This is a genomic window from Flavobacterium taihuense (genome assembly GCF_019351435.1).
In the GTDB taxonomy this organism is placed as follows: Bacteria; Bacteroidota; Bacteroidia; order Flavobacteriales; family Flavobacteriaceae; genus Flavobacterium; species Flavobacterium taihuense.
Window position 1 is genome coordinate 23,646 of sequence record NZ_JAHWYN010000021.1, and the last position, 26,931, is coordinate 50,576.

At 33.4% G+C, this 26,931-nt stretch carries 23 protein-coding genes and 1 pseudogene; 15 read left to right on the plus strand and 9 right to left on the minus strand.

Going from position 1 to position 26,931, the window contains the following annotated elements:
* Positions 1–91 precede the first annotated feature (91 nt).
* The 7 genes from KZH69_RS17650 to KZH69_RS17680 all read left to right on the plus strand — a co-directional run bounded on the left by KZH69_RS17650 (position 92) and on the right by KZH69_RS17680 (position 8,017).
* Positions 92–376, plus strand: coding sequence for a hypothetical protein (locus tag KZH69_RS17650; RefSeq protein ID WP_219318806.1), 285 nt, complete (start codon positions 92–94; stop codon positions 374–376).
* Positions 377–1,023: 647 nt separating this feature from the next.
* A complete protein-coding gene (gene udk / locus KZH69_RS17655) occupies positions 1,024–1,632 on the plus strand; it encodes a uridine kinase (protein ID WP_219318807.1) in 609 nt (202 codons plus the stop codon).
* Positions 1,633–1,753: 121 nt separating this feature from the next.
* The gene (locus KZH69_RS17660; protein WP_219318808.1) at positions 1,754–2,077 is read left to right on the plus strand and encodes an FtsB family cell division protein; all 324 of its coding nucleotides are present in this window, start codon (positions 1,754–1,756) and stop codon (positions 2,075–2,077) included.
* Positions 2,078–2,112: 35 nt separating this feature from the next.
* Positions 2,113–3,477 (plus strand): methylmalonyl-CoA mutase subunit beta, encoded by a 1,365-nt coding sequence (locus KZH69_RS17665; RefSeq protein ID WP_219318809.1) that lies wholly within the window; start codon positions 2,113–2,115, stop codon positions 3,475–3,477.
* A 79-nt stretch (positions 3,478–3,556) separates the two neighbouring features.
* On the plus strand, positions 3,557–5,686 hold the full coding sequence (gene scpA / locus KZH69_RS17670) for a methylmalonyl-CoA mutase (protein WP_219318810.1): 2,130 nt from the start codon (positions 3,557–3,559) through the stop codon (positions 5,684–5,686).
* Positions 5,687–6,220: 534 nt separating this feature from the next.
* A complete protein-coding gene (locus tag KZH69_RS17675) occupies positions 6,221–6,778 on the plus strand; it encodes a hypothetical protein (protein ID WP_219318811.1) in 558 nt (185 codons plus the stop codon).
* A 699-nt stretch (positions 6,779–7,477) separates the two neighbouring features.
* Entirely contained in the window at positions 7,478–8,017 is a 540-nt protein-coding gene (locus KZH69_RS17680; protein WP_219318812.1) for a hypothetical protein, read from the plus strand.
* 67 nt (positions 8,018–8,084) lie between these two features.
* Here KZH69_RS17680 and KZH69_RS17685 read toward each other — a convergent pair whose 3' ends face one another.
* The 5 genes and pseudogenes from KZH69_RS17685 to dapF form a co-directional block, all read right to left on the minus strand.
* Complete coding sequence (locus KZH69_RS17685; protein ID WP_219318813.1) at positions 8,085–8,720, minus strand: peptidoglycan-binding protein LysM; 636 nt, start codon at positions 8,718–8,720, stop codon at positions 8,085–8,087.
* A 591-nt stretch (positions 8,721–9,311) separates the two neighbouring features.
* The gene (gene mltG / locus KZH69_RS17690) at positions 9,312–10,352 is read right to left on the minus strand and encodes an endolytic transglycosylase MltG (protein WP_219318814.1); all 1,041 of its coding nucleotides are present in this window, start codon (positions 10,350–10,352) and stop codon (positions 9,312–9,314) included.
* 16 nt (positions 10,353–10,368) lie between these two features.
* The gene (locus KZH69_RS17695; protein WP_219318815.1) at positions 10,369–10,923 is read right to left on the minus strand and encodes a GNAT family N-acetyltransferase; all 555 of its coding nucleotides are present in this window, start codon (positions 10,921–10,923) and stop codon (positions 10,369–10,371) included.
* A gap of 22 nt (positions 10,924–10,945) precedes the next feature.
* A pseudogene (locus KZH69_RS17700) lies at positions 10,946–11,300 on the minus strand (four helix bundle protein).
* A gap of 63 nt (positions 11,301–11,363) precedes the next feature.
* The gene (gene dapF, locus KZH69_RS17705; protein WP_219318816.1) at positions 11,364–12,146 is read right to left on the minus strand and encodes a diaminopimelate epimerase; all 783 of its coding nucleotides are present in this window, start codon (positions 12,144–12,146) and stop codon (positions 11,364–11,366) included.
* A 140-nt stretch (positions 12,147–12,286) separates the two neighbouring features.
* Between dapF and KZH69_RS17710 the strand changes: the two genes are divergently transcribed.
* On the plus strand, positions 12,287–13,687 hold the full coding sequence (locus KZH69_RS17710; protein ID WP_219318817.1) for a trypsin-like peptidase domain-containing protein: 1,401 nt from the start codon (positions 12,287–12,289) through the stop codon (positions 13,685–13,687).
* 157 nt (positions 13,688–13,844) lie between these two features.
* A complete protein-coding gene (locus KZH69_RS17715; RefSeq protein WP_219318818.1) occupies positions 13,845–15,293 on the plus strand; it encodes a glyceraldehyde-3-phosphate dehydrogenase in 1,449 nt (482 codons plus the stop codon).
* 338 nt (positions 15,294–15,631) lie between these two features.
* On the opposite strand, the gene KZH69_RS17720 is transcribed toward KZH69_RS17715, so the two are convergent.
* On the minus strand, positions 15,632–16,090 hold the full coding sequence (locus tag KZH69_RS17720; protein WP_077370209.1) for an Lrp/AsnC family transcriptional regulator: 459 nt from the start codon (positions 16,088–16,090) through the stop codon (positions 15,632–15,634).
* 212 nt (positions 16,091–16,302) lie between these two features.
* Between KZH69_RS17720 and ald the strand changes: the two genes are divergently transcribed.
* Entirely contained in the window at positions 16,303–17,427 is a 1,125-nt protein-coding gene (ald, locus tag KZH69_RS17725) for an alanine dehydrogenase (protein ID WP_219318819.1), read from the plus strand.
* 227 nt (positions 17,428–17,654) lie between these two features.
* On the opposite strand, the gene KZH69_RS17730 is transcribed toward ald, so the two are convergent.
* The 3 genes from KZH69_RS17730 to trhA all read right to left on the minus strand — a co-directional run bounded on the left by KZH69_RS17730 (position 17,655) and on the right by trhA (position 21,468).
* The gene (locus KZH69_RS17730) at positions 17,655–19,061 is read right to left on the minus strand and encodes an APC family permease (RefSeq protein WP_219318820.1); all 1,407 of its coding nucleotides are present in this window, start codon (positions 19,059–19,061) and stop codon (positions 17,655–17,657) included.
* Positions 19,062–19,202: 141 nt separating this feature from the next.
* On the minus strand, positions 19,203–20,621 hold the full coding sequence (locus KZH69_RS17735; RefSeq protein ID WP_219318821.1) for a C40 family peptidase: 1,419 nt from the start codon (positions 20,619–20,621) through the stop codon (positions 19,203–19,205).
* Positions 20,622–20,835: 214 nt separating this feature from the next.
* A complete protein-coding gene (gene trhA, locus KZH69_RS17740) occupies positions 20,836–21,468 on the minus strand; it encodes a PAQR family membrane homeostasis protein TrhA (protein WP_111411223.1) in 633 nt (210 codons plus the stop codon).
* A 499-nt stretch (positions 21,469–21,967) separates the two neighbouring features.
* Between trhA and KZH69_RS17745 the strand changes: the two genes are divergently transcribed.
* The 5 genes from KZH69_RS17745 (at position 21,968) to KZH69_RS17765 (ending at position 26,817) form a co-directional block, all read left to right on the plus strand.
* A complete protein-coding gene (locus tag KZH69_RS17745; RefSeq protein ID WP_219318822.1) occupies positions 21,968–22,465 on the plus strand; it encodes a hypothetical protein in 498 nt (165 codons plus the stop codon).
* Between the two features lie 342 nt (positions 22,466–22,807).
* Positions 22,808–23,170 (plus strand): hypothetical protein, encoded by a 363-nt coding sequence (locus KZH69_RS17750; protein ID WP_173503759.1) that lies wholly within the window; start codon positions 22,808–22,810, stop codon positions 23,168–23,170.
* 168 nt (positions 23,171–23,338) lie between these two features.
* Complete coding sequence (locus KZH69_RS17755; RefSeq protein WP_219318823.1) at positions 23,339–24,307, plus strand: hypothetical protein; 969 nt, start codon at positions 23,339–23,341, stop codon at positions 24,305–24,307.
* Between the two features lie 142 nt (positions 24,308–24,449).
* Positions 24,450–25,214, plus strand: coding sequence for an Abi-alpha family protein (locus KZH69_RS17760; protein WP_219318824.1), 765 nt, complete (start codon positions 24,450–24,452; stop codon positions 25,212–25,214).
* 337 nt (positions 25,215–25,551) lie between these two features.
* Positions 25,552–26,817: a MutS-related protein gene (locus tag KZH69_RS17765; RefSeq protein ID WP_219318825.1), complete on the plus strand. Its 1,266-nt coding sequence runs from the start codon at positions 25,552–25,554 to the stop codon at positions 26,815–26,817.
* The last annotated feature ends 114 nt before the right edge of the window (positions 26,818–26,931 follow it).

Below are 26,931 nucleotides of genomic sequence, written 5' to 3' on the forward strand. Positions count from 1 at the left end.
ATAAATTAATTCGTTAAATTCGTATCACAGTAAATCAATATCTAGATCTACTGTCATACAGTAATTTTAATATAAACATAAAAGAAACATTATGATAACCAAGATTCTAACAATAGAAGATGTTAAGCAATTTGCAAAACAATTGACTGCCGAGGGATTAAGTTTTCATCCTGATGATGATTTTAATGATTATATTAACTTTACTACAAACACACCTTCTTATAATAAAGAAGATGCTGAGTTGAGAAATGAATTAATGAATGAATGCTTTGATGTATGTGAGAAAGAGGGAGTGGATATATATGAAATTATGATGGAAGAAATGTTACTAGAGTCTGGTTTAGATAAAATTATACCATTAACATCAAAACAATAACTATACCGCAAAGTAATTATAATACCGGTGGGATTAATATAAGGAAAGTCTCTTCTCCGCAAATCATCAAACACCATAGGTGAATTTTGACTATGAATAATTAAAACCTGTCATTACTGGGATTAAAATAAGGTTTGCGGAGCCTCTTTCTCCATAAAAGTAAGCTCCACATACAAATTTTCTTTAGTTTTTTATTTCCATCAGACACGAAATAACAACATCTTAAACTACTATTGTAAACTCTCAAAAAATGTCAATAGAGATATGAAGTGTTCGATTGTAGTCCCATCCATACCAAAAGAAAAATTTAAAAATAAAGTAGAAAAAACTATTTCTTACTTGTGTTTTAATACCATTTTTAATACATTTACGGATATAAAAGTACATTGACTGACTGAGATTAAATCGATCAAGACTACAAAGGGATACAAAGTAAGTCATTTTAAATGAGACCTATTCGGCTGCCCTTTTTGGAAAAGTGTTTGAGAACACCAATAAAATCAACGAATTAAGGAATAGGCGGATAATCCTGCCACCCCGACAAAAAAGCCGAACAGCAATGTTCGGCTTTTTTTGTGGAGTAAATCATTTTATTCACATCATAAAAAAAACTATTTTTACACTCTAAATCATAACAAACCCATTTTATGCTCATCATTGGAATTGCAGGAGGAACAGGATCAGGAAAAACTACAGTCGTACATCAAATTATGAACGAATTACCCGAGGCCGAAGTTGGGATAATAGCTCAAGATTCCTATTACAAAGAAACTCACGATCTGAGTTACGAAGATCGTTCTAACATCAATTTTGATCATCCAAGGGCTATTGATTTTGAATTATTGGTAGCACATCTTAAAGAATTAAAGGCCGGAAATATAATCAACCAACCCGTTTATTCTTTTGTACAACACAACAGAACGGACGATATCGTTGTTACACATCCCAGAAAAGTTATGATTATTGAGGGAATCTTAATATTAACCAATCCAGAATTGAGAAATCTTTTTGATATCAAAATTTTTGTTCACGCAGATTCGGACGAACGCTTAATTCGACGCATGAAAAGAGACATTGCAGAACGTGGTAGAGACATGCATGAAGTTTTAAACCGCTATCAACACACTCTAAAACCAATGCATGAGCAATTTATTGAACCTTCAAAAGCATTTGCTGATATTATAATTCCAAACGACAAATTCAACACCGTTGCCATTGATGTAGTTCGTGCTGTAATTAATCAACGTATTTTATAATTTTGTTGTAATTTTATACGTGCATAAAACACAATAAATCTTTGTTTTTTTTACATAAAAATCAAACTGTTAGAAAACAAACTAAAAATTTTCCATTAAAATAAGGCAAAAAACATTCCCAATGAAAAACCCTTTTAAAGACAAATCTTGGTTTAAATTCTTAAGTAACAAGTACGTTTGGGTCTCGTTATCATTTTTAACTTGGATGGTTTTCCTGGATAATTACTCCTATTTTGAACATCGTTTTTTAGACAAGCAAATTGACGAGCTTGAAGATAATGCCACTTATTATCAAGGCGAAATAAAAAAAGATGAAGAAAACATCAAGCAATTGAAAAACCCTTTGCAAATCGAAAAATATGCTCGTGAAAAATACTATATGAAAAAAGATAGTGAAGATATTTATATCATCGAATTTGATGGTGATACCCTCAAAAAAAAGTAGTCTTATCGCATTACAAAACTAATTACAATTAAAAAATGGCCAAGAATTTATTCGACGATTTCAGCCCTGTTTCCGCTAAACTTTGGAAACAAAAAATTCAATTTGAACTCAAAGGAGCCGATTATAATGAAACTCTGATCTGGAATTCTCCCGAGGACATCAAAGTAAAGCCGTTTTATGACAAAGAAGATTTCACTAAAAGATATTCCATTGACACAAAAGCGACGCAATTCAAAATTTGCCAAAATATCTTTGTTTTTGATATAGAAAAATCAATTGAAAAAGCTTTGGATACCATAAATCGTGGTGCCGAAAGTGTACGTTTTACGATTCCAGAAGAAAGCATAAACATTACTAAATTATTAGAAAAACTTCCTTTAGAAAAAATTACCATTTACTTTCATTTCCAATTTATCTCAATCGATTTCGTTAAAAAGATTGACACTATTGCAAAAACAAAAAAAGCAACTGTTTATTGTCTTTTAGATCCAATCGGACAATTAGCCAAAGACGGAAATTGGTATAATACCCCTGAAAAAAACAACTTTGACACCCTAAACATACTTTCCAAAGAAACGGCATCTCTTTCAATCATAAGTATCAACGGTGGTTTGTATCAGAACGCGGGTGCCAATATGGTTCAACAAATTGCCTATAGCCTTGCACATGCCAATGAATATTTCAACCGAATATCTAATGTAAATCAACCTATTGTTTTCCAAATTTCGGTCGGCGCCAATTATTTTTTCGAAATTGCAAAACTGCGTGCTTTTCGAATATTGTTTAATAGCATAGCTAAAGAGTACAATCACAATTTGGGATGTCATTTGTTGGTTACGCCAACAAAACGCAACAAAACCATTTACGACTATAATGTCAATATGCTTCGCACAACTACCGAATGCATGAGCGCCATTCTTGGCGGAGCAGACGCCATTGCTAATTTACCCTATGATGCGTTGTATCATAAGGACAATGAATTTGGCGACAGAATTGCGCGAAATCAATTGCTGATTCTAAAAGAGGAAAGTTATTTTGACAAAGTGGACAATCCTGCAGACGGTAGTTATTATATAGAAAGCCTAACCAATCAATTAGCCGAAAAAGCACTATCATTATTCAAAGATATTGAAGCCAATGGTGGCTTTTTAAAACAACTCAATGAAGGCATTATTAAAAGAAAAATTCAGGAAAGTGCCAATGCCGAGCAAACTTTGTTCGATTCTGGAAAGGAAACACTGTTAGGGACCAATAAATATCCCAACAAAAATGACAAAATGAAACAGGACTTGGAATTATTTCCTTTTACAAAAATAAAGCCTAGAAAAACATTGATTACTCCAATAATTGAAAAACGTTTGGCAGAAAAACTGGAACAAGAACGACTATCAAATGAGTAATCCGATTGCAATATTAAGTCTTCCGAAAACAATAAAAATCAATTTGGTTTACTAACTAAAGTGATTAAAGACTAAAAAAATGAAAAGAAAAGATTTACAACATATCACACTTAAAGATGATTTTCATACTGCAGAAACTAAATTGCAGACTGAAAATTTCCTCACCGCTGAAGGAATTGAACTCCACAAAACCTACACCGAAAAAGACATCGAAACCATCGAGCATCTTGATTTTGGAGCTGGATTTGCACCAAACTTGCGCGGTCCTTACGCCACTATGTATGTGCGCAGACCTTGGACAATACGACAATATGCAGGGTTTTCCACGGCAGAAGAAAGTAATGCTTTTTACAGACGAAACTTGGCTGCAGGTCAAAAAGGACTTTCCATCGCTTTTGATTTACCCACGCACAGAGGCTACGATTCGGATCACGAACGAGTAGTAGGTGATGTTGGAAAAGCGGGAGTCGCCATAGACTCTGTTGAAGACATGAAAGTATTGTTCAACGAGATTCCGCTTGACGAAATGTCAGTTTCGATGACCATGAACGGTGCCGTTTTACCAATTATGGCTTTTTATATTGTGGCTGCCGAAGAACAAGGTGTAAAACCGGAACAGCTTTCGGGAACGATTCAAAACGATATCTTGAAAGAGTTTATGGTGCGTAACACCTATATTTACCCACCTACTCCATCGATGAAAATCATCGCCGATATATTTGAATTCACAAGCAATAAAATGCCTAAATTTAATTCCATTTCCATCTCTGGCTATCACATGCAGGAAGCCGGAGCTACTGCCGATATTGAATTGGCCTACACACTCGCAGATGGATTAGAATATATTAGAACTGGACTAGCAACTGGAATGAAAATAGATGATTTTGCTCCCCGCCTATCTTTTTTCTGGGCCATCGGAATGAATCATTTTATGGAAATTGCCAAAATGAGAGCTGGAAGAATGATTTGGGCAAAACTGGTAAAACAATTCAACCCAAAAGATGATAAATCATTGGCATTGAGAACGCATTGCCAAACCTCAGGCTGGAGTTTGACGGAGCAAGACCCTTTCAACAATGTTGCTCGAACTTGTATTGAAGCCACAGCTGCAGCTTTTGGAGGAACACAATCCTTACATACCAATGCGTTGGACGAAGCGATTGCTTTGCCTACCGATTTTTCGGCCCGAATTGCCAGAAATACCCAAATCTATTTGCAGGAAGAAACCAAAATTACCAAAACAGTTGATCCTTGGGCAGGCAGTTTTTATGTAGAAAGCTTAACTAATGAAATTGCCGAAAAAGCATGGAAACTTATCGAAGAGGTAGAGGAATTAGGCGGAATGACCAAAGCTATTGAAACCGGGATTCCAAAAATCAGAATTGAGGAAGCAGCAGCCCGCAAACAAGCCCGAATTGATAGTAGCCAAGATATCATTGTTGGTGTAAACAAATATCGTTTGGAAAAAGAAGACCCGTTGCAAATTCTAGATGTAGACAATCAAATGGTTAGACAACAACAACTAGAACAATTAGACCGAATTAAAGCCTCCAGGGATACTGACAAAGCACAAGCATCACTTCGAAAACTAACGCTTTGTGCTCAAACAGGAGAAGGAAACTTATTGGAATTTGCCGTTGAAGCTGCGAGAAATCGTTGCACATTGGGTGAAATTAGTGATGCATTGGAAACTGTTTTCGGAAGATATAAAGCACAAATTAAATCTTTTAGCGGTGTATATAGCAAAGAAATGAAAGACGACAAAAGCTTTGAAAAAGCAAAACAACTAGCAGATGCCTTTGCCAAACAAGAAGGGCGCCGACCAAGAATCATGATTGCCAAAATGGGACAAGACGGTCACGATCGTGGCGCCAAAGTAGTTGCCACTGGTTATGCCGATGTGGGTTTTGATGTGGATATTGGCCCACTATTTCAAACCCCAGCCGAAGCAGCAAAACAAGCAGTAGAAAACGATGTTCATATATTAGGCGTATCCTCACTCGCAGCTGGCCATAAAACATTGGTTCCGCAAGTAATTGAAGAACTAAAAAAATACGGAAGAGAAGACATTATGGTCATTGTGGGCGGGGTCATTCCTACACAAGACTATCAATTTTTATTTGATGCTGGAGCAGTAGCCGTTTTTGGACCTGGAACCAAAATAAGTGAAGCTGCTATTCAAATTTTAGAAATTTTAATAGATTCATAAAATCCACATTTAAAAAATTTACAATCAAAAATCAGGAAATTCATTATTAAACTATCAGTACTTTAAAAACAACTTTAAATACTGATAGTTATGAATTTTAAAAATGTAACTCAATACATTTTATTTTTAAAAATCCTTCCTGAACTTTACCAATAGTTAAAATTTATTTTTGTCTGTTTTCATATAACTTTCAACAATAAATGCAAATCATCAACTTCACTTCAAAATAGCGAACAGCACCAATTTTCGAACCCCAACTATCTTTCTCTATAATCCTATCTTTGGATAATTTTACTCAAAATCACGATGTAATACTTTATAAATCAACATTATAAGTTAAAATCTGAATAAAAAGTCTTTATAAATTAACAATGTAAAAGTAAATAATTAACAATCAATACATTATAATTAACTTACTTTTATATAAAGCTTTTAAAATAAATAAAACAACAAGAAGGGGAAGAAACAACGAAAAACCTTATTTTTATTTTAACTCTTAATTTTCAAATATAATTTTAATTTAAAAAGAATATTATGAAAACAACTATGTTAATAGTGCTGCTTTTAGGAATACAGTTCACCTCTTTTTCTCAAGATAAAACGGACAAATTGAATAGTGAAGGAACTATGAGCACAATAGAGCTCCCAGAAATTGTAATTAAAAATGCAGGAAAGGATTTTTCACTTTACTTGCCAGACAAAAACCCAGACATGACTGTGACTAAACTGGAAAAAGAATTTATAGGTTATGATTTAGGTAAAGATTACGAGGGATACGAAAATTATCTTGTCATTTTATCAATGAAGAAAGGAACATTGTCCGCAACTTATGATATGAACGGCAAACTCACAAGCGTTGTGGAAAAGTATTCCAATACTATGCTGCCTAAAGAGGTTATTTACTCAGTATACAAATCATATCCCGGTTGGAAAATTGTAAATGACAAATATCTTTATACACAGGAAGATGGTGATATTACTAAAAAAGAATACAATTTAAAAATCAAAAAAGGTAACGAAACAATTAAACTAAAAGTAAATCCCAAAGGAGACATTATTAGTAAAAAAGTAATGCCCTTGACCAAAATCTAAACAAAATTAAAATACAACCAAAATTAAAGAGCCGATTTGAAATTAATTTTAAATCGGCTCTTATTAATAATTGAGATTCAGGAAAACTTAAATTAAACTTACAGTACTTTTTGCATTAATACAAATGATATCCATCGAATCAGAAACCTTATTAATGAAGTATTCCCCTTTGAAATTACCTTGTAAAACTGAAACAAGCTCTATATCTTCCTCATAAAGAATAGACGTTGTAAAGAAACTATAATATACGAAATCTCATTTTTTTTTTTACAAATTAACCAATCACTATTTTACAGAATTTCCAGAAAATATTTTTTTTACATAAACTAAATTTTTCAATACATAGCTTTTCCATAATAAAAGTAAATCACCAACGATAGTCGAAACTAGCAACCAACGCCTCTTTTTTATTCAAAATTATGTTTCTATATAATCCTACTTTTGGATAATTATACTTAAAATTTGGGTATACGACTTTAGAACTGAATATTATAACATTCTATCTGAATAAAAGGTGTCTAAAAATTAACACTGCAAAAACAAATACTTAACAATCTGCGCATTACAATTAAATTACTTTTATATGAAGTATCTAAAATAAATAAAACAACAAAAAGGGGAAGCAACAACGAAGAAACCTTGGCATTTATTTTTAAAATAATATTTCAAAATAGAATATTAATATAAAAATAGAATATTATGAAAGCAGTTTTAATTATTGCATTAGTTTTAGGAATGCATATTACCTTATACTCTCAAAATAAGATAGGAGACGTTAATACTGAAGGTAATATGAGTACAGTGGACCTACCAGAGATTGTTATTAAAAATATAGGAAAAGATTTTTCTTATTATTTACCTGACAAAAATCCTGACATTACTGTTAATCAACTTGAGAAAGAATTTGTAGCTTATGATTTAGGGAAAGACTATGAGGGTTATGAAAACTACCTTGTCATTTTATCTACGAAAAAAGGAACACTATCGGCAACTTATGACATGAATGGCAAACTAACCAGTGTTATAGAAAAATATACTGATACTATGTTACCTCATCCTGTTATTTACTCTGTATACAAAGCATATCCGGGTTGGCAAATTGTAAATGACAAGTATCTCTACACACAAGAAAATGGAGATGTTACAAAAAAAGAATACAATTTAAAACTCAAAAAAGACAACGAAACAATTAAATTAAAAATAAATCCGAAAGGAGAAATTATTGCGAATGTAGATTAAAATTTAAGAGGCAGTTTGAAATTAATTTCAAACCACCTCTTAATAATAAATTGAGATTCAAGAAAATTTAAATTACACTTGCTGTACTGTCTGCTACAATAAAGGAAGTATCATAACCTCCAAATCGCACCAAATAACTTCTTAATGAAGTACCATAAGCATCTCTAAAAAACCGCTTCCCTTTATATCTGAAATACTTTTTAACAGAACCCACACCAGCAAGATGCGCCGCTGCCAAAATTCCAGATTCAGTAATACGAGTTCCGTTTAGAACAGTTCCCTCATACTTTTCAATAATCGCTCTTAACTCCCATTTGTTTTTGGATAAAAGAGCAATAAAAGCTTTTTCTTGCATTCGTGGACTGTTAAGGAAAGCGCTACTATTGTGAACACCAATAGTTTTTAAAGTTTCAATACCAAATTGGTATTTTCCTAAATAGCCAAGAGAATTAATTTTTCTGTATTTTCCTTGTGACTCTTTGAAGCCGATTGCTTCTTTATAACCAATAAAAAAGGTTCCAGTATAGGGAATCTCAGAATTGGTATAATCGTTCACATTTAAAGATGGTAATAAGTAGGATGTATCATCTGTTTCGTTAATTAGAAACCATGGGGTAGATTCTAATTTGGAGGGTTTAAATCCGTAGCTTAAAAAAGCTACAACAACAATCAAACCAGTGTAAAAATACCATTTTTTTATCATATTTGGGTTTTCTTCAAAACGCTGTCCCGTTAAGAAATTTCTATGCCCAAAGATACGACTTAAAAAATAAAGCTGAAAATCAAGGCTTTAAACTTATCAACTTTTTAAACTTATGGTTCATAAGTCACTAGTTATGCGGGTGTTCTAGTTTTGAAAATAAAATTAAAAAATTAAAAAAACATAAAATAACAGACCGTTATTTATAAGCTTATTCCTGTTTAAAAAAAGTAAAAACGTCTAGAAAAAGTAAAATAACACTCAAATGATTACAAAATCATCATTTTACGATAACGTTTGAAATAAAAACATAAGAATTATTAAGTAATATATTGATTTTTTAGGCATGACTAGAATCCCGATAGCTATCGGGAGGGCTGTCCATTATATTCCCGATTAACAAAAACTACGGCTAAAAAGCCTTGTTTTTCTAAATCGGGAGATGCCATTTCCATCCCTCATGCAATCTCATTTTCATAACATCATTTTATGTGAAATTTAATTTTACAAGAAAAAAGATAAAGGCAAAAAAAAGCTTCAAAACTGTTCTTAAACAATTTTGAAGCTTTCCTTAAATATTACGATATAAAAAAACTATCGTTCCACTCCCTGACTAATAATCCAGTCTGAATATTTTTTGGCATTTACGTTATGCTCGGCTAATGTAGCCGCAAATTCATGATATCCAAAACGGTCTACACTTGCACAAAAATAGATATAATTGTGTTTTTCTGGGTTCAAAACCGCTTCAAGAGCCGTAATATCAGGCATTGCAATTGGCCCCGGAGGAAGACCAATATTCACATACGTATTATATGGATGCTTCATAATCAAATCATTATAAAAAACTCTCTTGATAACTTGACTAAAATCATTCGATTTCTTTTTCATCGCAAAAATCACGGTTGGATCAGCCTGCAAAGGCATTTCGAGTCTCATTCTATTCAAATAAACACCTGCAATTCTCGGTCTTTCGTCTTTCTTAACTGATTCTTTATGCACTATCGAAGCCAAAATTGTGGCTTGTATTGGTGTTAAACCTTGTGCAGCAGCCTTAGCCGTTCTTTCTTTATTCCAAAATTTACGATATTCTTTAATCATTTTATCTCGAAACTTCTCTGCCGAAGTATTCCAATAAATATCATAGGTATTGGGTATAAACATGACTAGAACATTCTCATCAGTAAAACCATTTTCTTTCAAAAAGATAGAATCTTTAAATGTTTTCAATAATTCCAGACTATCTGGTTCAATTTGAGAACCGACTCTACCAGCAAAATTCTCTAAGCGTTCTTGGTTATTAAAAGCCAGACTTACAGGATCATTAATCCGCATCGTTTTAACCAAATCATAACTGCTCATTCCTTTTTTAAGCAAAAAACGACCTGCTTTTACATTTTCAGGGTAACTAGTTTTACCAGCTACCATTTCAAAACGATCCATATTTGTTACATAAGGAGCAATAATTTTCTTTGCTTGTTCATAATCGGATCCTGTTGGTACATAGACATACAACTCCTTTTCTTCAAATTTTGTGTTCCCACTAAAAATTTGATACATCAAAACAAACCCGTAAACGATTAATATTGAAATTAATGCAACGGATACTAATGATACTATTTTTTTTAGATTCAAAATAAAAAAATTTAAATTACTGCGCCAGTTCGCTGTCGCTCGTGTGATTATTAATTAATTGAAAAATTGCTTCGTCTTTGTAAATTCCATTTACATAGGTCCAATCTTTTTTGACTCCTATTCTTTCAAAACCAAATTTAGTAAAAAGTGCAATACTAGCCTTATTTTTACATCCAATATTTGCATATAATTGATGCAAATTAAGATTATAAAAAGCATACTGAATAAGCATGTCCAATGCTTCCGAGCCAATATTCTGATTTCTATTCTCTTCGCCCTGAATCACAATCCCAACACCTGCTCTATTATTCTTGGGATCAAAATCAAATAAATCAATTAACCCCAAAGCCGGAAAATCTTGACCTTGACAAATTGCCAATCGCAGTTGCTTGGCTTCATAAATATCCTGATGGGCATTTTCTAAATACTGCTTCACCAAAAACCGACTGTAAGGCGTATGCGTGTTGCTTACTTCCCAAATACTCTGGTCGTTTTCTATGGCATAAATAAACTCCAAATCATTGGGTTCAAGTGCTCGGATGTAAATAGTATCGCCTTTTAATGTTTTCATATAAATAATTACGAATTTGAAATTACGAATTACGAATTGACTTCTGAATAAATCCAATTATTTTCAAAAGCTCTTCAACATCTTTCAATAAAAGATCAGATTGTTCAATTGTTAAATAATACGAATCTCTCAAAAGTCTTATCCAATATTTTGACTCTCTAGCCTCTTTATAAGCAATTGCTAATTTTGCAAAAAAATCAGCTTTTGATTGACCTCCTACTAGCTTCTTCAATATTAGCTCCAACTGAAGTTCCTCTTCTCAACAACTGTTTAGACAAAACAAATTCTTTTTTCTCCTGACTTAAGTCTCTATAAACTTTAACAATCCTCAAAGCGAAATCATAACTTTTATTTTGAGCTACAATGTCTGACTTCATTTATATAATTGATTATGGATTTGAAATTACAAATTATGAATTACATAATTTCGTAATTCATAATTAAATATCGATAGTCCCTTTAAACACAAATTCGGCAGGGCCTTTCAAGAAAACATTCGTAAAACCGTTTGGTGTTTTATCAAATGAAACTACTAATTTCCCGCCTTCAACATTAATATTAATGGCAGTGGCATCCGTTTGTCCTGTAGCATTCATGGCGATTGCAACAGCTGTAGCCCCGGTTCCGCAAGCCAAAGTCTCGTCTTCGACTCCTCTCTCGTAGGTGCGAAGTCTAAAAGTGGTATCGTCTATTTTTTTTACAAAATTAATATTGCTTCCTGCCGCGCCGTACAATTCACCATAACGAATCGCAGCACCTTCCTCTTTTATATTGTAATGCTCTAAATCCTCAACCATTTGAACATGATGTGGGGAACCTGTATTCAAGAAAGAGTGGTCTTTTTTAATATCTATAGTTGGAACATCAATCATTTGTAAAGAAACCAATCCATTATCTTCAAATGACGCATGATGCAAACCATCTGTAGCAATAAAAGTCGTTTTATCTTCAATCACTTCCAGATCTTTGGCAAAAGCCACCAAACAACGTCCTCCATTACCACACATCGAACTTTGATTCCCATCGGAGTTGTAATACACCATTTTAAAATCAGTTTCCGTATCATTTTCAAGCAGAATAAGTCCGTCTCCGCCTATGCCAAAACGTCTATCACAAAGATGTTCAATCAATTGCGTATTCTCTTTTGGGAAAAATCCGGAACGATTGTCAATCATAACAAAATCGTTTCCAGCTCCTTGATATTTATAAAATTCTAGTTGCATTTTTATTTCCATTTTAGTCATACAAAAGTACAAACTATTAATGAATTGTTAATCATTGTTAAAGAGCGTTAAACCATATTGCCCGAAAAAAAAAACCTCTTAAATTCGTAATCAAATAACTAATAAAAACGAAAAGAAAAATGAAACAAATTTCAAAATTATTCTTGGTATCCTTGTTGAGTGGAGCAACAACCCTTGGCGCATACAAATTGTTATTTGACAGCAACGGTTATTTTTCTTCAAACAAAACCGGAATTACAACACTTGCTCCTGAATCCTACGGTAGGCAAACAAGTTTAGGCGCCGAAAATGTTGATTTTACAGTCGCCGCAGACAAAACCATTCACAGTGTGGTACACGTAAAAAACGTATCAGTAAGAACGATTTCAAATCCTATAATGGAATACTTTTACGGTTATGGCGGACAGCAACAGCAAGAACAAGTTGGAACTGGATCGGGCGTCATTATTTCTGAAGACGGATATATCGTAACCAATAATCACGTGGTAAAAGACGCTACCGATATTGAAATCACGTTAAACAACAAAAAAACGTACAAAGCAAAACTCATTGGAACCGATTCAAAAATGGACATTGCTCTACTAAAAATTGATGCCGATGAAAAACTGCCTTATTCCACATTTGCCAATTCCGATTCGGTTAAAGTCGGCGAATGGGTGCTGGCAGTTGGAAATCCATATAATCTGACATCGACTGTGACGGCTGGAATCGTTTCGGCCAAAGCCAGAAACCTAGACACAAGAGGAATTCAGTCTTTCATACAAACTGATGCTGCGGTAAACCCAGGAAACAGCGGAGGCGCACTAGTAAACACACGTGGCGAATTGATTGGAATCAATACTATGATTTCGTCAATGACCGGTTCTTATGTAGGATATTCGTTTGCGATTCCATCCAATAATGCTAGAAAAATTATCGAGGATATCATGGAATTTGGAAATGTACAAAGAGGAATTCTAGGAGTTGAAGGTGGTGAACTAAACGGAACTGCATCCAAAGAATTGGGTATTTCACAAACACAAGGTTTTTACATTAACAAAGTAAGCAAAAACTCAGGTGCCTACAACGCTAAATTGCAAAAAGGAGATATCATCATCAAATTAGACAATCAGGACATTTCCACTTTTGCCGACCTTTCTGGTTATGTAAATACCAAAAGACCGAATGATAAAGTGCAGGTAACTATCATAAGAGATGGCAAAAATATAGTTGTTCCTGTTGTATTGAGCAAAAACGAAAACTTTAGCACCGAATTCAAAGGAATCGAACTGGAAAATATTGAAGCTGCCGACAAAAAGAAATTCAAATTGGATTATGGTGTAAAAATCAAATCCATTTCCAATGAAAACTTGGCACAATATACTGATGAACTAGTCGGAAACATCATTTTAAGCATTGACAATGTCAAAGCAACGAATGTAGAAGCGGTTTCTAAACTTTTGAATAATAAAGACGAAAAACAAAGTATCCGTATCGAAATGATAAATAAAAACGGAGAGGTCATGAGAATCATTATCTAAAAAGTTAAAACAATAAATTTAAAGCCGATTTGTAAATACAAGTCGGTTTTTTTTTTATTTCAAAAAAAACTTAAAAAAAGTTACGAAATCGATTGAAATATATACTTTTGCACCAAATTTTAAAAAACTGCATCAATTACCAATACAAATTTTCAACATGAATAACATGGATTTATACGAAAAAGAGGTTTCGTTTCAAGCCGAAAGAAGACGTTCAGGAGTAGAATTAATTAAAATTATTAGTGATTTATGGTACGACAAATCAATTGAATTGGTTTTGTTCCGCAATCAATTAATAGATAGAAACGTAAGCGAAATTATCAACTTACATGAATATGCAGGTAAATTTGTGGGCAAACCGATTTCAGTTTCAGATTCTGTTGAAATCGCCAATGTAATTCTTACTTTGGATTTACCACCATCAAAATTGGATATTGGAAAACTTACTTACGAGTACCGTTTAGAAGATGAAAAATACCCAGACGCAAGACATTTTGTTTTAGACAAATTAAAAGAAGCTAAATTCTCAGAAGAAATCCAACCCAAAGATGTAATTCTTTATGGTTTTGGTCGTATTGGGCGCTTATTGGCACGAGAGCTAATGTCCAAAACAGGAAAAGGAGAGCAAATGCGTTTGAGAGCCATCGTTACCAGAGATAAAAATGATGCTACAAGCCTAGAAAAAAGAGCTTCATTATTACGCTATGATTCCATACACGGAGATTTCCAAGGTTCTGTTGTTGCTGATACTAAAAACAATGCCTTAATCATCAACGGTACTACCGTTCATATCATCACAGCAAACACTCCAGAGGAAATTGACTATACTAAATACGGAATTGACAACGCCTTAGTAATTGACAACACAGGCGCTTTCACAACTAAAGAAGCATTAAGCCGTCATTTAGTTTCAAAAGGAGTTGATAAAGTGTTACTTACTGCTCCAGGAAAAGGAGTTCCAAACATCGTTCATGGTGTCAATCAAAACGAATACAACCCAGACGAAATAGATATTTTCTCGGCTGCTTCATGCACTACCAATGCAATCACTCCAATTCTAAAAGCGATTGAAGACACTTTGGGTGTTGTAAAAGGGCATTTAGAGACAATTCATGCGTACACGAATGACCAAAATTTGGTTGATAATATGCACAACAAATACCGCCGTGGTAGAGCAGCAGCACTCAATATGGTCATCACCGAAACTGGTGCCGGAACAGCAGTTGCCAAAGCATTGCCATCTCTAGAAGGTAAATTAACATCAAATGCCATTCGCGTACCAGTTCCAAATGGTTCTTTGGTCGTGTTGAATCTTGAAGTAAAAAAAGAAACTTCGATAGAAGCCATCAACGCTATTATGAAAAAATATGCACTCGAAGGTGAATTGGTAGAGCAAATCAAATATTCATTGAATAACGAATTGGTTTCGTCTGATATTGTGGGAACTTCGGCTCCTTCAATTTATGACAGCAATGCCACCATCGTTTCCAAAGACGGAAAAAACATAGTTCTTTACATTTGGTACGACAACGAATATGGTTACAGTCACCAAGTTATTAGACTAGCCAAATATATTGCCAAAGTAAGACGCTTTACATATTACTAGCATTTAGATTTACAGGTTGGGTATCGCTCTTTTAGTTTTAATTTTAGTTTTTTAGATAATAAATGTACCCCAGCCTGGATTCAACAGAAATCCGCCAAGTTTTTTAACGAGGCGGATTTTTTATTTTCTCTAAAATCTAAAATCTCTTTGGGCGTGCCCCCGTTGAGAAAAGGAGGCTATTTATCGGAGCGGTTATTCGCCTCCTTTCCTCAACGGCGTCAGGCTATCCGCGCTACTTCGGTAGCTTGCTGCTATCCTTCACGCACTAAGCGACAACTTTTTATCATAAAAGAAGCTCACAATAAAATCAAAATTCAATAATCTAACAATCCAAAAATCTAAATTGGCAAAACCGTCGTACTCTTCACTTCCGAAATAATAAAAAAACTGTTAATCAAAGACACCTCTGGTAAAATAGACAATTTCATTTGATGAAAATGATGATAACTTTCCATATCGGGCAACACAATTTTGAGCATATAATCAAAACTTCCAGAGACAAAATTACACTCTACCACTTCGGGTAAATTTAGTATCGCCTGATTGAAACTATCCGAAATATCAAAAGTTTGTTTCACCAAGGTCACTTGACAGTAAACCGTTAGGTTTTTACCTAGTTTTTTCTTGTTCAAAATAGAAACATATCGTTCTATAATACCCTCTTTTTCAAGACGTTTCACTCGATCATGGACCGGAGTCAACGAAAGATTTATTCGATTTGAAATGTCTTTTAATGTCAAATGCGCATCTTCCTGCAGGAGGCGCAATATTTTTCTGTCGTTTTCATCTAAAATCATAACAAAAAGAGGTTTAATAAAATTGATTTATAACAAAATAATCCGATTAATTTTCTTTTTACAAATAAAAAAAGCATCAAAAAAAGAAATATTTCATGCTAAATTACTAAATAAAAATAATATTTTCCTATTTTCATTTACTACGAACAAAATTTTTCTTTATCTGCTAAATTTGTAATTGAATTTTAAATCAATCACTAAATACAACAGTTATGATAATCGGTGTACCAAAAGAAATTAAGAATAACGAAAATCGTGTTGCTCTAACTCCAGCAGGTGTTGCTGAGATGAAAAATAACGGTCATAGTGTTTATGTTCAAGCAACTGCAGGTGAAGGAAGCGGTTTTGCTGATGAAGAATATGCTGCAGCCGGAGCTGTAATCTTACCTACTATCGAAGAGGTATACGGTATCGCTGAAATGATTATCAAAGTAAAAGAGCCAATCGCTTCAGAATACCCACTTATTAAAAAAGATCAATTACTTTTCACATACTTCCACTTTGCATCATCAGAGCCATTAACTCATGCAATGATTGAGCGTCAGGCTATCTGTTTGGCATACGAAACTGTTGAAAAAACAGACCGTAGTTTACCATTATTAGTTCCAATGTCTGAAGTAGCAGGTCGTATGTCTATTCAAGAAGGTGCAAAATACTTAGAAAAACCATTAAAAGGAAGAGGAATTCTTCTAGGTGGTGTTCCAGGTGTTCCTCCTGCTAAAGTATTAGTACTTGGTGGTGGAATCGTAGGAACTCAAGCTGCGAAAATGGCTGCTGGTTTAGGAGCTCAAGTTACTATCATGGACGTGAGTTTGCCACGTTTACGTCAATTAGATGACATTATGCCTGCAAACGTTATGACTCAAATGTCTAACGACTATAACATCAGAAAAGCAATTTTAGATACTGATTTAATTGTTGGTGCTGTATTAATCCCAGGAGCAAAAGCACCTCACTTGATTACTCGTGATATGCTAAAATTAATGCGTCCAGGAACAGTTCTTGTTGACGTAGCAGTAGACCAAGGAGGTTGTATCGAAACTTGTACTCCTACAACTCACGAAAACCCAACTTTCATCATTGACGATATCGTACACTACTGCGTGGCTAATATGCCAGGTGCAGTACCTTATACTTCAACTTTAGCACTTACAAATGCTACTTTACCTTATGCTGTACAATTAGCAAACAAAGGATGGCAAAAAGCTTGTGCTGAAAACGAAGAATTAAAAAAAGGATTAAACATTGCTAACGGAAAAATCCTTTACAAAGGAGTAGCCGAAGCTTGGAATCTTCCTTTTAATGAAGAGTTAGTATTAGAAAACGCTGTTTGCTAATATTAAATAAGTGCTTACTACACTAGAAAAACCCGTTTTGTTCATCAAAACGGGTTTTCTGTTTTATAAAACAAAAAAAATCCGCCTCGTGGGAGACGGATTTTCTTTAAACATCATTTAAGTATCTTAATTCAATATTCTCCAGAATTCTGAGTACTGCAAACTGCTATCTGAATTCTGTGTTCTGAATTCTGTGTTCTGAAATCTGAAATCTGAAATCTGAACACCTATTCCTTAGATTTAGTCAAATAATAAATCGGAATTCCAATCAACATTATAAAAACACCCCAACCGCAAGTGCTGGGTTTTGTGTATAACAAAGCAATACTAATGGCACTGGCAATAAGAATATAAAGTGCTGGCAAAAACGGATAACCAAAAGCCTTATATGGTCTTTCAGCATCTGGCATTTTCTTGCGAAGAATAAAAATTCCGTAAATTGTCAGAATGTAAAACACCAAAACGATAATCACAACAAAATCCAACAAATCACCATATTTTCCAGTCAAACACAAGGCCGAAGCCCAAATACACTGCGCCCACAATGCCCAAGCCGGTACGCTTGCCTTGTTCAAATGAGAAGCTTTTTTAAAAAACAAACCGTCTTGTGCCATCGTATAATAAACCCTTGCTCCAGTCATAATCAAACCATTATTGCAGGCAAAAGTCGAAATCATAATCATCAAGGCGATAATTAATGTTCCGATATTTCCGAAAATATTTTGTGATGCCACAACAGCCACTCTATCAGATTCTGCCGTAGCAATATCCTGCAAAGGAACCACCGCCAAATACATTATATTGGCCAAAATATAAATACAACTTACAATCAAGGTTCCTAGAAACAAACTCAATCCGACATTGCGTTTTGGATTTTTGATTTCGCCAGCGATAAAAGTCACACCTTCCCATGCCACACTAGAAAACAACGAACCCACCAATGCCGCCGACATTGCCGAAATCAAGGCCACTCCACTAATTGGGAGCCAAGAACCCGTTTCGACATCCAATGATTGAGAAGTCCAGGCATTCGCCCAGTTGGCGTGCCAAACTTCTGATTTGGCAGCCACGAATCCGAAAATAATCAATCCAAAAATCGAAGCAATTTTAATAACTGTCAAGACAGTTTGCAAAATCTTGCTATTTTTCACACCACGACTATTGATATAACTCAATAAAATAATGGTGATTATCGAAACGATTTGGGCAGCACTCAGTTTGAAATCGCCCAATTCATAAATAATATTTTTTTCGCTCACAGGAGAATACAAATAAGCGGCGAATTTCGAGAAAGCCACACCCACAGCAGCAATTGTACCTGTTTGTATCACGGCAAAAAAGCTCCAACCATATAAAAACCCAATCAGTTTTCCGTAAGCTTCTTTTATGTAAACATATTGCCCGCCAGCTTTGGGAAACATCGCGCTCAACTCGCCATAACTAACGGCGGCAATCACGGTAATAAATCCAGTAAGCACCCACATTGCAATCAGCCAGCCGGCAGAACCCAATTGACGCACCATATCCGAGCTCACAATAAATATCCCTGATCCAATCATTGATCCAACGACAAGCATTGTTCCGTCTAGTAATCCGAGTTCTCTTTTAAATTCTTCTGGTTTGTTTTCTTCCATTTTTATAGGTTTATTTTTTGGTTGGCTAAAGATATACTTTTTTTTGAAAATGGCTAATAATACTCTTTACACCGAGATATTAAATAATAAAAAAACTCCTAAGTTTCCTTAAGAGTTCCATTAAATTATTCTTTTTATAAGCTATTTGATTACTCGATTGACCTGTGCAAAATTTCGTTGATAATAAGGCTCTTTGGTAGAAGAAATAATCACTCCTGAGTGTGTAGACGAATGAATAAATTTAATTTCATCATCTACAACATCAATAACCATTCCCACATGATTAATATGACGTCTGCCATTGGTTTTAAAGAAAATCAAATCTCCTTTTTGTACCTTCTCCGTTTCTACTTTTTCGCCAAAACTTGATTGTTCAATTGAAGATCGAGGTAATTTTATATCAAAATTCCCAAATGTAGAACACATAAACCCAGAACAATCAAATCCAGCAGTTGTGGTTCCTCCGCTTCTATATCTTGTCCCTATTTTATCGGATGCAGTCTGTATCAACTGATCGATCAAATCTACATTTGACACATTAAATGTTGCATTTATTGTATCCTTAAGCTCTGAATTCACTTGAGATTCTACCACGTCAATTTTACTCGGTTGTACCAATTTATCATTAGGCACTTGAATACTCAATTTTGAACCTACCAATAATTTTTGTTTAATAGTGGGATTTTGCTTTTCTAATTCTGCTACAGTGATTCCGTATTTCTTGGCAATACCATATTTAGTCTCCTTGGTCAAAACCTCATGAAAAATTTCTGTTGTTTGAATTTGAGAATCTGTTTTTACTTCTTTTTCTTTCGTACCACTTTCAGCAACAGCAGAAACAGTTACTTTATTCTCTGCAACATTATTTTCTTTTGATTTTGACTTATTTTCTTCAACGACAATTTCATCTTGAGGTGCTTTTCCATTACTTGGAATCACAACTGTCTGCCCAATGCTTAACCCCTTCTTTCCGATCTCTGGATTGGCATTTTGGATTTCTTTTAATGAAATACCATACTTTTTGGCAATTACATACAACGATTCTTTAGGCTTTACTTGGTGCGTCAAAGGAGTTGTCGCTGATTCTACTGTCTCAACTACCTCTTGAGTTTTTGCATTTGACAGACTTGCTATTTCTTTTTTGGTCAAACTCGATGGGATAACAATCGTTTGTCCAACTTTTAATCCTTCAGCTTCTAATTGTGGATTGGCTTTATAAAGCAGTTCTGTAGTAGTTTTGAATTGCTTGGTAATTCCGTATAATGTTTCTTTTGGTAATACTTGGTGATTAATTTCTGTTGCTTTTTCAGAATCAATAACTACTAAATCATTCGTTTTTTTAGATTCAGAATTTGGAATTAATAAAACCTGATTGAGTTGTAATGTCTTTTTAGCTTTGGGATTTAGCTTATAAATAGAAGCAATGGAAACATTATATTTTTGAGCAATACTAGAAATTGTTTCTCCTTTCTCTATTGAATGCTTAATGTTTTTTTCTTGAGAAAAAACACTAACACTACAAAAAACAAACGCTAAAACAATTACTTTTATAAACTTCATACTTATTTATTTTTACCTCAATTTTTTAACATTACGTACGATTTCAAGGTAATTTATTGAATTTTTCCGTATTTCATCCCTGAAAAAAGTATTTTTATCGGGATTTACAAATATAAGTTATTTGTTAGATTAGAAAGTTAAAGGATTACTAAAATTTAAAAAAATGTTAAAATAATATTCTTTACGGTCGATATTGTTAATTATAAAAGACAGTTTACAAACTTTCCAAAATAGCTACATAGTGAAATACGGTACCTAAAAGCACAAAAAAATGCCAAACAGTATGAAAGTAGTTTTTATGTCCTTTTACATAAAAATAAACGCCTACAGTATAACTCAATCCTCCAGCAAGTATCCACAAAAAAATCGATAAAGGAATAACTCCCCACAACGGCTTTATCACAAAAACGATCATCCAGCCCATCAATAAATAAAACAAAACAGAAAGAAACTTAAAACGATCAACGTAAAAAATCTTAAAAAAAGTTCCCAGCAAAACTATTGACCACATTATTCCCAGAAAAACCAAAGCCGTTTCTTTATTCAAATAAATAACCATCAATGGTGAGTATGTTCCGGCAATTAGATAGTAAATACTGATGTGATCTGCAATTTTAAGCAACTGTTTCGTTTTCTCTTTTTGTGCCAAATGATACAAAGACGAAAAGGAATACACCAATAACATTCCTATTCCAAAAACAATAACGGAAGATTCGGTAATTAAATTGTGCTGTCCGCTTGATTTCATAAGAAGGAATGGCATTCCGATTAAACAAAAAAGCACACCAAGAGCATGTGAAATTCCATTGGCTAGTTCTTCGTTACGCGTTTGTATTCTTACTTCCATTACAGTCTGATTTAATAGTTTTTATTTCATTAAAGATACGATTTCATTACCAAATTTTCAACCATTTCGAGGAATTCACTTCCACAATCCAATTCCCCCAATATTGTCATCTCGACAGAGGAGAGATCTCCGCAATCCACTTCCACGATCTTGGTTATTCCAACTAGTGAAGCAATCCTAATTAAAAAAAATGCAATTATAATAGGCTTGTCGAGCCACTTATGGAGATCCCTCGTTCCTCGGGATGACAATATTGCGGAAATTCTCTATGGTAATCCTTTGCGATTAATTTTTTATATTTCTCGGTATTTCTCATACCACCTCCATAAACCACTTCTGCAATAAAAAACTCACTATTCAAAACTACCACAATAGTACTTTACCTATATATTTAACAAAATACACAAATAATGAAAGAAAAACACTATGTAAAAAAGTAAGAATTATTTAGCTTTGATTTTGTAATCCATTATTACAATAACCAATAAAAAAACTATTTATGTCAAATTTGCTTAACAATCGCGTAAACGCAACTGCTACGGCAGCACAGGTAACGGCAGTCAAAGCCGCTTTCCAAACTATTCTAACCAATCTTCCTTTTTTGGTGGGTTTAACTGCCGATGAGAGAAAATCATTAATCACTATTGATGTCAGCAACAAGGCGTTTACCGAAGATGCTATTAATGCGGGTGTCAACAACCCCACACTAGTTCCGTCTTATCTTTCGGTGGCGAATATGCAAAGTGATTTAACACTTTTTACGCAACTGGATGAAATCTCGGGATTGGCAAACCAGCTTTGTGAGCGTATTGAAGACACTAAAATGCTGGCAGGAAGTGAGGCCTACAGTGTGGCACTCGCATTGTACAAATCCTTTGGGTCGGCAGCCGATGCCGGAGTTCAGGGTGCCGACAGCATAGTCGAGCAACTCAAAAAACGTTTCCCAAGCAATAGCAGTACAGGAACTACTGCAGCACCTCCTGTACCCGTGCAATAACAACCGTTGCAATGCTAAACTGGCCCCATTATGCTATGGGGCTTTTTTTACCGAAATAGTGAATCAAAAAACGACCTATGAGGCGTGTTTTCCAGTACTAATAAGGGTGCTTTAGGGTAATAGTACACCCACAAAAACACCCTTTGCCCCCTACAAATAAGGGTCAAACTTCCCTCATTTAGGGAGTATAGTCCCTCTTTTAAGGGAGCAACACCCCTACTTTATAGTACCCATACACCCTATAAATAGCAGTATAGGTACTGCTTTTAGGGAGTATAGGGGTGCATAATGGGGTGGTTTGATCACTATTATCGGGTATAAACTATTTAAAAAATGACTATAATGACAGACAATAATAAAAAACACAGCCTCGACAGGGGCGATCAGTACCCGCAGGTGGGGAATTTTATCAATTACCACATTTCACAGCAGCTTGTAACCAAAGCAGATGTAGCCAGAGCACTGAACATACGCCCCAAAGGACTGACAGCCTATTGCAAAAGAGATACGCTGCAGTTTGCCGTTTTATGGAAACTAAGCCTGGCATTGAAACACAATTTTATCGCTCAATTGGGCGAATATCTGCCCTATCGTTTTGAAACCATTCGCGAAAAAGCCCTAAAAGAAGAACTTGCCCAGAAAGAGGCCATCATACAAAAAATGGAAATCCAGATGGAGACTATGAGGGAATTGATTAAAAAATAATAACGAATTGAAATTGTGAGAAAATCAATTATATTTGGTTCTATAAAAAGTGTGTATTATATCACATTTATACACTCGCTTTTGGGTGAGAATATGTGTGATAGTGTTACACATATATACTAGTTAACTGCTATAATAAAAAACCGAAGGTAAATTCAAAAATTTAATATGTCAATTTCTGATAAAATAAAAAAATCTAAAGAAGAAATCAAATACTCTCAAAAATTAAATGTGAGTTCTGAAATTTATAATCTTATTTCAGATTTAGAAAATAGAAAAAATGACAGAGAATTTCTAATGACAATTCCAATAAACATTGTCGCTTCTAATGAAAGCTTTTTTAAAGAAACTATTTCTTCATTGATTGATTTTGACGAAAAATATTTAAATAATTCAAAATCGTTGATAAAAAGAAATAATGTAAAAATTGACCTTGAAGATATATTTCATATCACAAAAGAAAAATTTTCATTAGGCGATTTAATCGCTTATTCTTTTAAATATTCCTCAATCGAAAGTCTATATAAAACTTTCACTGAAGTTTCGGATATAGATATATTTAAAAACACAGTAGAATTAACCAAAACTATAAATGAAGGTTTTGAATTGGAAGAAGTTATAAATGAAAATAGACCAATTGACAAAAATCGTATCTTTAAAAACCTTGTTGAAGCTTATGAAATAAGAAATGTAATATGTCACGATTTCTTATCCGCAACACATAAATTAATTTTGGACCCAGAAAAATTGAAAGATTTTTTAATGGACACTTATGTTCTTCAAGAAATTATTACAATTGAAATTTCAGAAAAAATATATTCCAAAAATATACCTAATAATTTTCCAGACCAAATTCAACATTACAATTCGATTATAGAAGAGAAAAAACAAACACTAAATAATTTATACAAGGTTTTAGAAAATAGTTTTAATTCAGAAGAGCAATTCATAAACTTAAACAAAAACAAACAAGAATTTGAAGAGTTTTTAAAAAATGATTCAAAATATGTAACAAGTAACTTTAAAGATTATGAAATAGACTTATTTCCCTTTGAAGTACTTACACAAACATATAGTATCAAATTAATTGAACAAAGAATTAAAAATTTAACCGAAGAGATAAATTACAGCAGTTAACAGCCACTACAACGGATTTGGGCATTAGACTTAATGGAAAGTTGGTTTTGTATTTGGAATATTTGGCAAATCCGAAGAATGGGCTTAATTTAGTCCCAAACCCGCTGTAGTACCGGAACGTTGTAGCTAATTATAAAAAAAAATGGAAGATATGAAAAGGAATTCTGTTGACATATTTGGGCTTTCACCATATGGAGAAGCAATCAAAATTAGTGTCGAAAAAAGTTTTGATGCTGCCCAATCAGTTTTAAGTAGAATTTGTCTACCAGCTGCAGAAGAACTAGGTTTAATGTTTCAGGACAAAGTTAGATATTGGAGGTTAAATAATATTATAAAAATCATTCAAAAAAGCGAAGGAATAATGGGCTTTGAAGGTGAAAAGTTAAAATTATCAGCTCATCCAAGAGTAATTAAAGAAATTATGGAAAATGGTTCATGGTGTGATAATGACACACTACAAGATATGTGGGCCGGTTTAATTGCTTCTTCATGTGATAAAAACAATGGGGACGATATAAATATATTATTTGTAAATACTTTAAAAAATCTAACTTCAAATCAAGCAAAAATCCTAAATTTCATTTGTGAAAATTGTAAAATCAAAATAGATAAAAATGATTTTATAATTGCTGAACATATAGATTTAAATTTAGTGCAATTACAAGAAATAATAGGTGTTTGCGACATTCACAAATTGGACATTGAATTTGATAATATGTCAAGCTCTGATTTACTAAATGGAGGACCTTTACAAGGTCATTCCCGTGGTTTCTTATTTGGCGCAGAAGAACTCAAAGCGCAACTTGAACCTTCTCCATTTGCAATTGCTTTGTACATAAAATCTAAGGGATTCAAAGGAAGTCCGAAAGAATATTACAATTTAAAACATACTAAAACCTTTATATGACGAGAATAACTAGCTGCAACACTTGCTATTAGTGATTTGGGCAAATGGCTTAATTTAAAAATGGTTTTGTACTTGGGATGTTTAGGCAAATCCGAAGATAAGGCATAATTAAACACCAACCCGATAGCGCGGATTTGCAATCCGTGCCCGACACAATAAGACAATAAGCCACAATAAAAATCATATATAAATACAATCCACATTTATTTTGATATACGTTGTCGGCACGGATTGCAAATCCGCGCTATCGGTACCTAATCTGCTTCTAAGCTACTGACGAAAATCGAGCGGAATTAATTGCATACAACGGGTTTAAGTATATTATAAAACATTAATTATGAGTGATATTCAAGATTTAAATATAAAAAAAGAAGTATTACCTATTTTTGATTATTCTCTAAATTCATTCACTAGAAATAAAATCCTTAATTTATTAGAAACATCTCTTATAAGCGAAAGTCAAATTATTGAACGGCAAGATATTCTTAAAAGTTTCATTACTAATATAGAGCTATTTAAAAAATATTCATATACTGTTCTATATTTAAATGAAGTTCATTTTTTTCTAAATAATTTTAAAATCGAGCAGGTTGAAAGGAAATACCTTTTGTTTTTTAACCCTAGTACAGACGAGATATTATTGAACAATAAAATCCATCAATTAATATTGTTTTTCCATAGGCTTGAATCTATTTGCTTTTTAAGACTTAATTTAAGAGATTTCCCTGAAACATATAGAACCGATTTAAAAAGAATTTTAACTTTTCTTTCTTTTTTCCAGTTAAATAAATATGAAAAAATTATTAAAGAGAAGAAGTGGAAAAATAAGGATAGTAAAGAAATAATAGCTATAATTTTAAAACTAAAGTCAGAAAATAGGATCGAAACTTTTTGGAAAGATCTTTTTTTGTTTGAAAGCTATTTATCTATTAGTAGAGCTATTGTCGATAAGAACTTTGTTTTCCCTACTTTTGAAAAAAACAGTATAACTCTTACTGATTTTTATCATCCAATAATTAAAAATCCGATTAAATATAGCTTTACATCTTCCACTAATGTTATTATATTGAATGGACCAAACATGTCAGGAAAATCAACTTTCTTGAAATCTGTTAGCTTATGTGTATATTTAGGAAATCTTGGTTTTGGAATTCCAGCATCAACAGCGAAAATTCCATTTTGTACTGATTTTTCAATAGGAATTAGTAAGCGTGATGATATTTTAAGTGGTTACAGTCTTTTTATGACAGAAATCATGAGTCTTAAAAATATTCTTTTGAAAGCAGTCGAAGGAAAAAGATGTTTTGTTGTTTTTGATGAACTTTTTAGCGGAACAAATATTGAAGATGCCTTGGAAATATGCACCACCACAATAAATGGTGTTAGTTTTTATTCTAATTCATTTTTTTTTATTTCTACACACATTCAAGAACTAAAAAATCTTACTAGTGCTAATATTTCAACTTATTATTTAGACTGTGAAATAATTAGTAATACACCTACTTTTACATATAAACTAAAAAAAGGGTGGTCAGAAATTAAGGTTGGAAGAATTTTATTTGAAAAAGCAGGTTTAAATAAACTATTAAATTCTAAAATTTAATCTATAATTTAATTTGAATTCATTGTTGTCCGATAAAAAATTTCAGAAGGTTAATTTTTCTATATATTTAAGTGCTTAACTATTTTGTCACAACAATCGCTAACATACGCTACA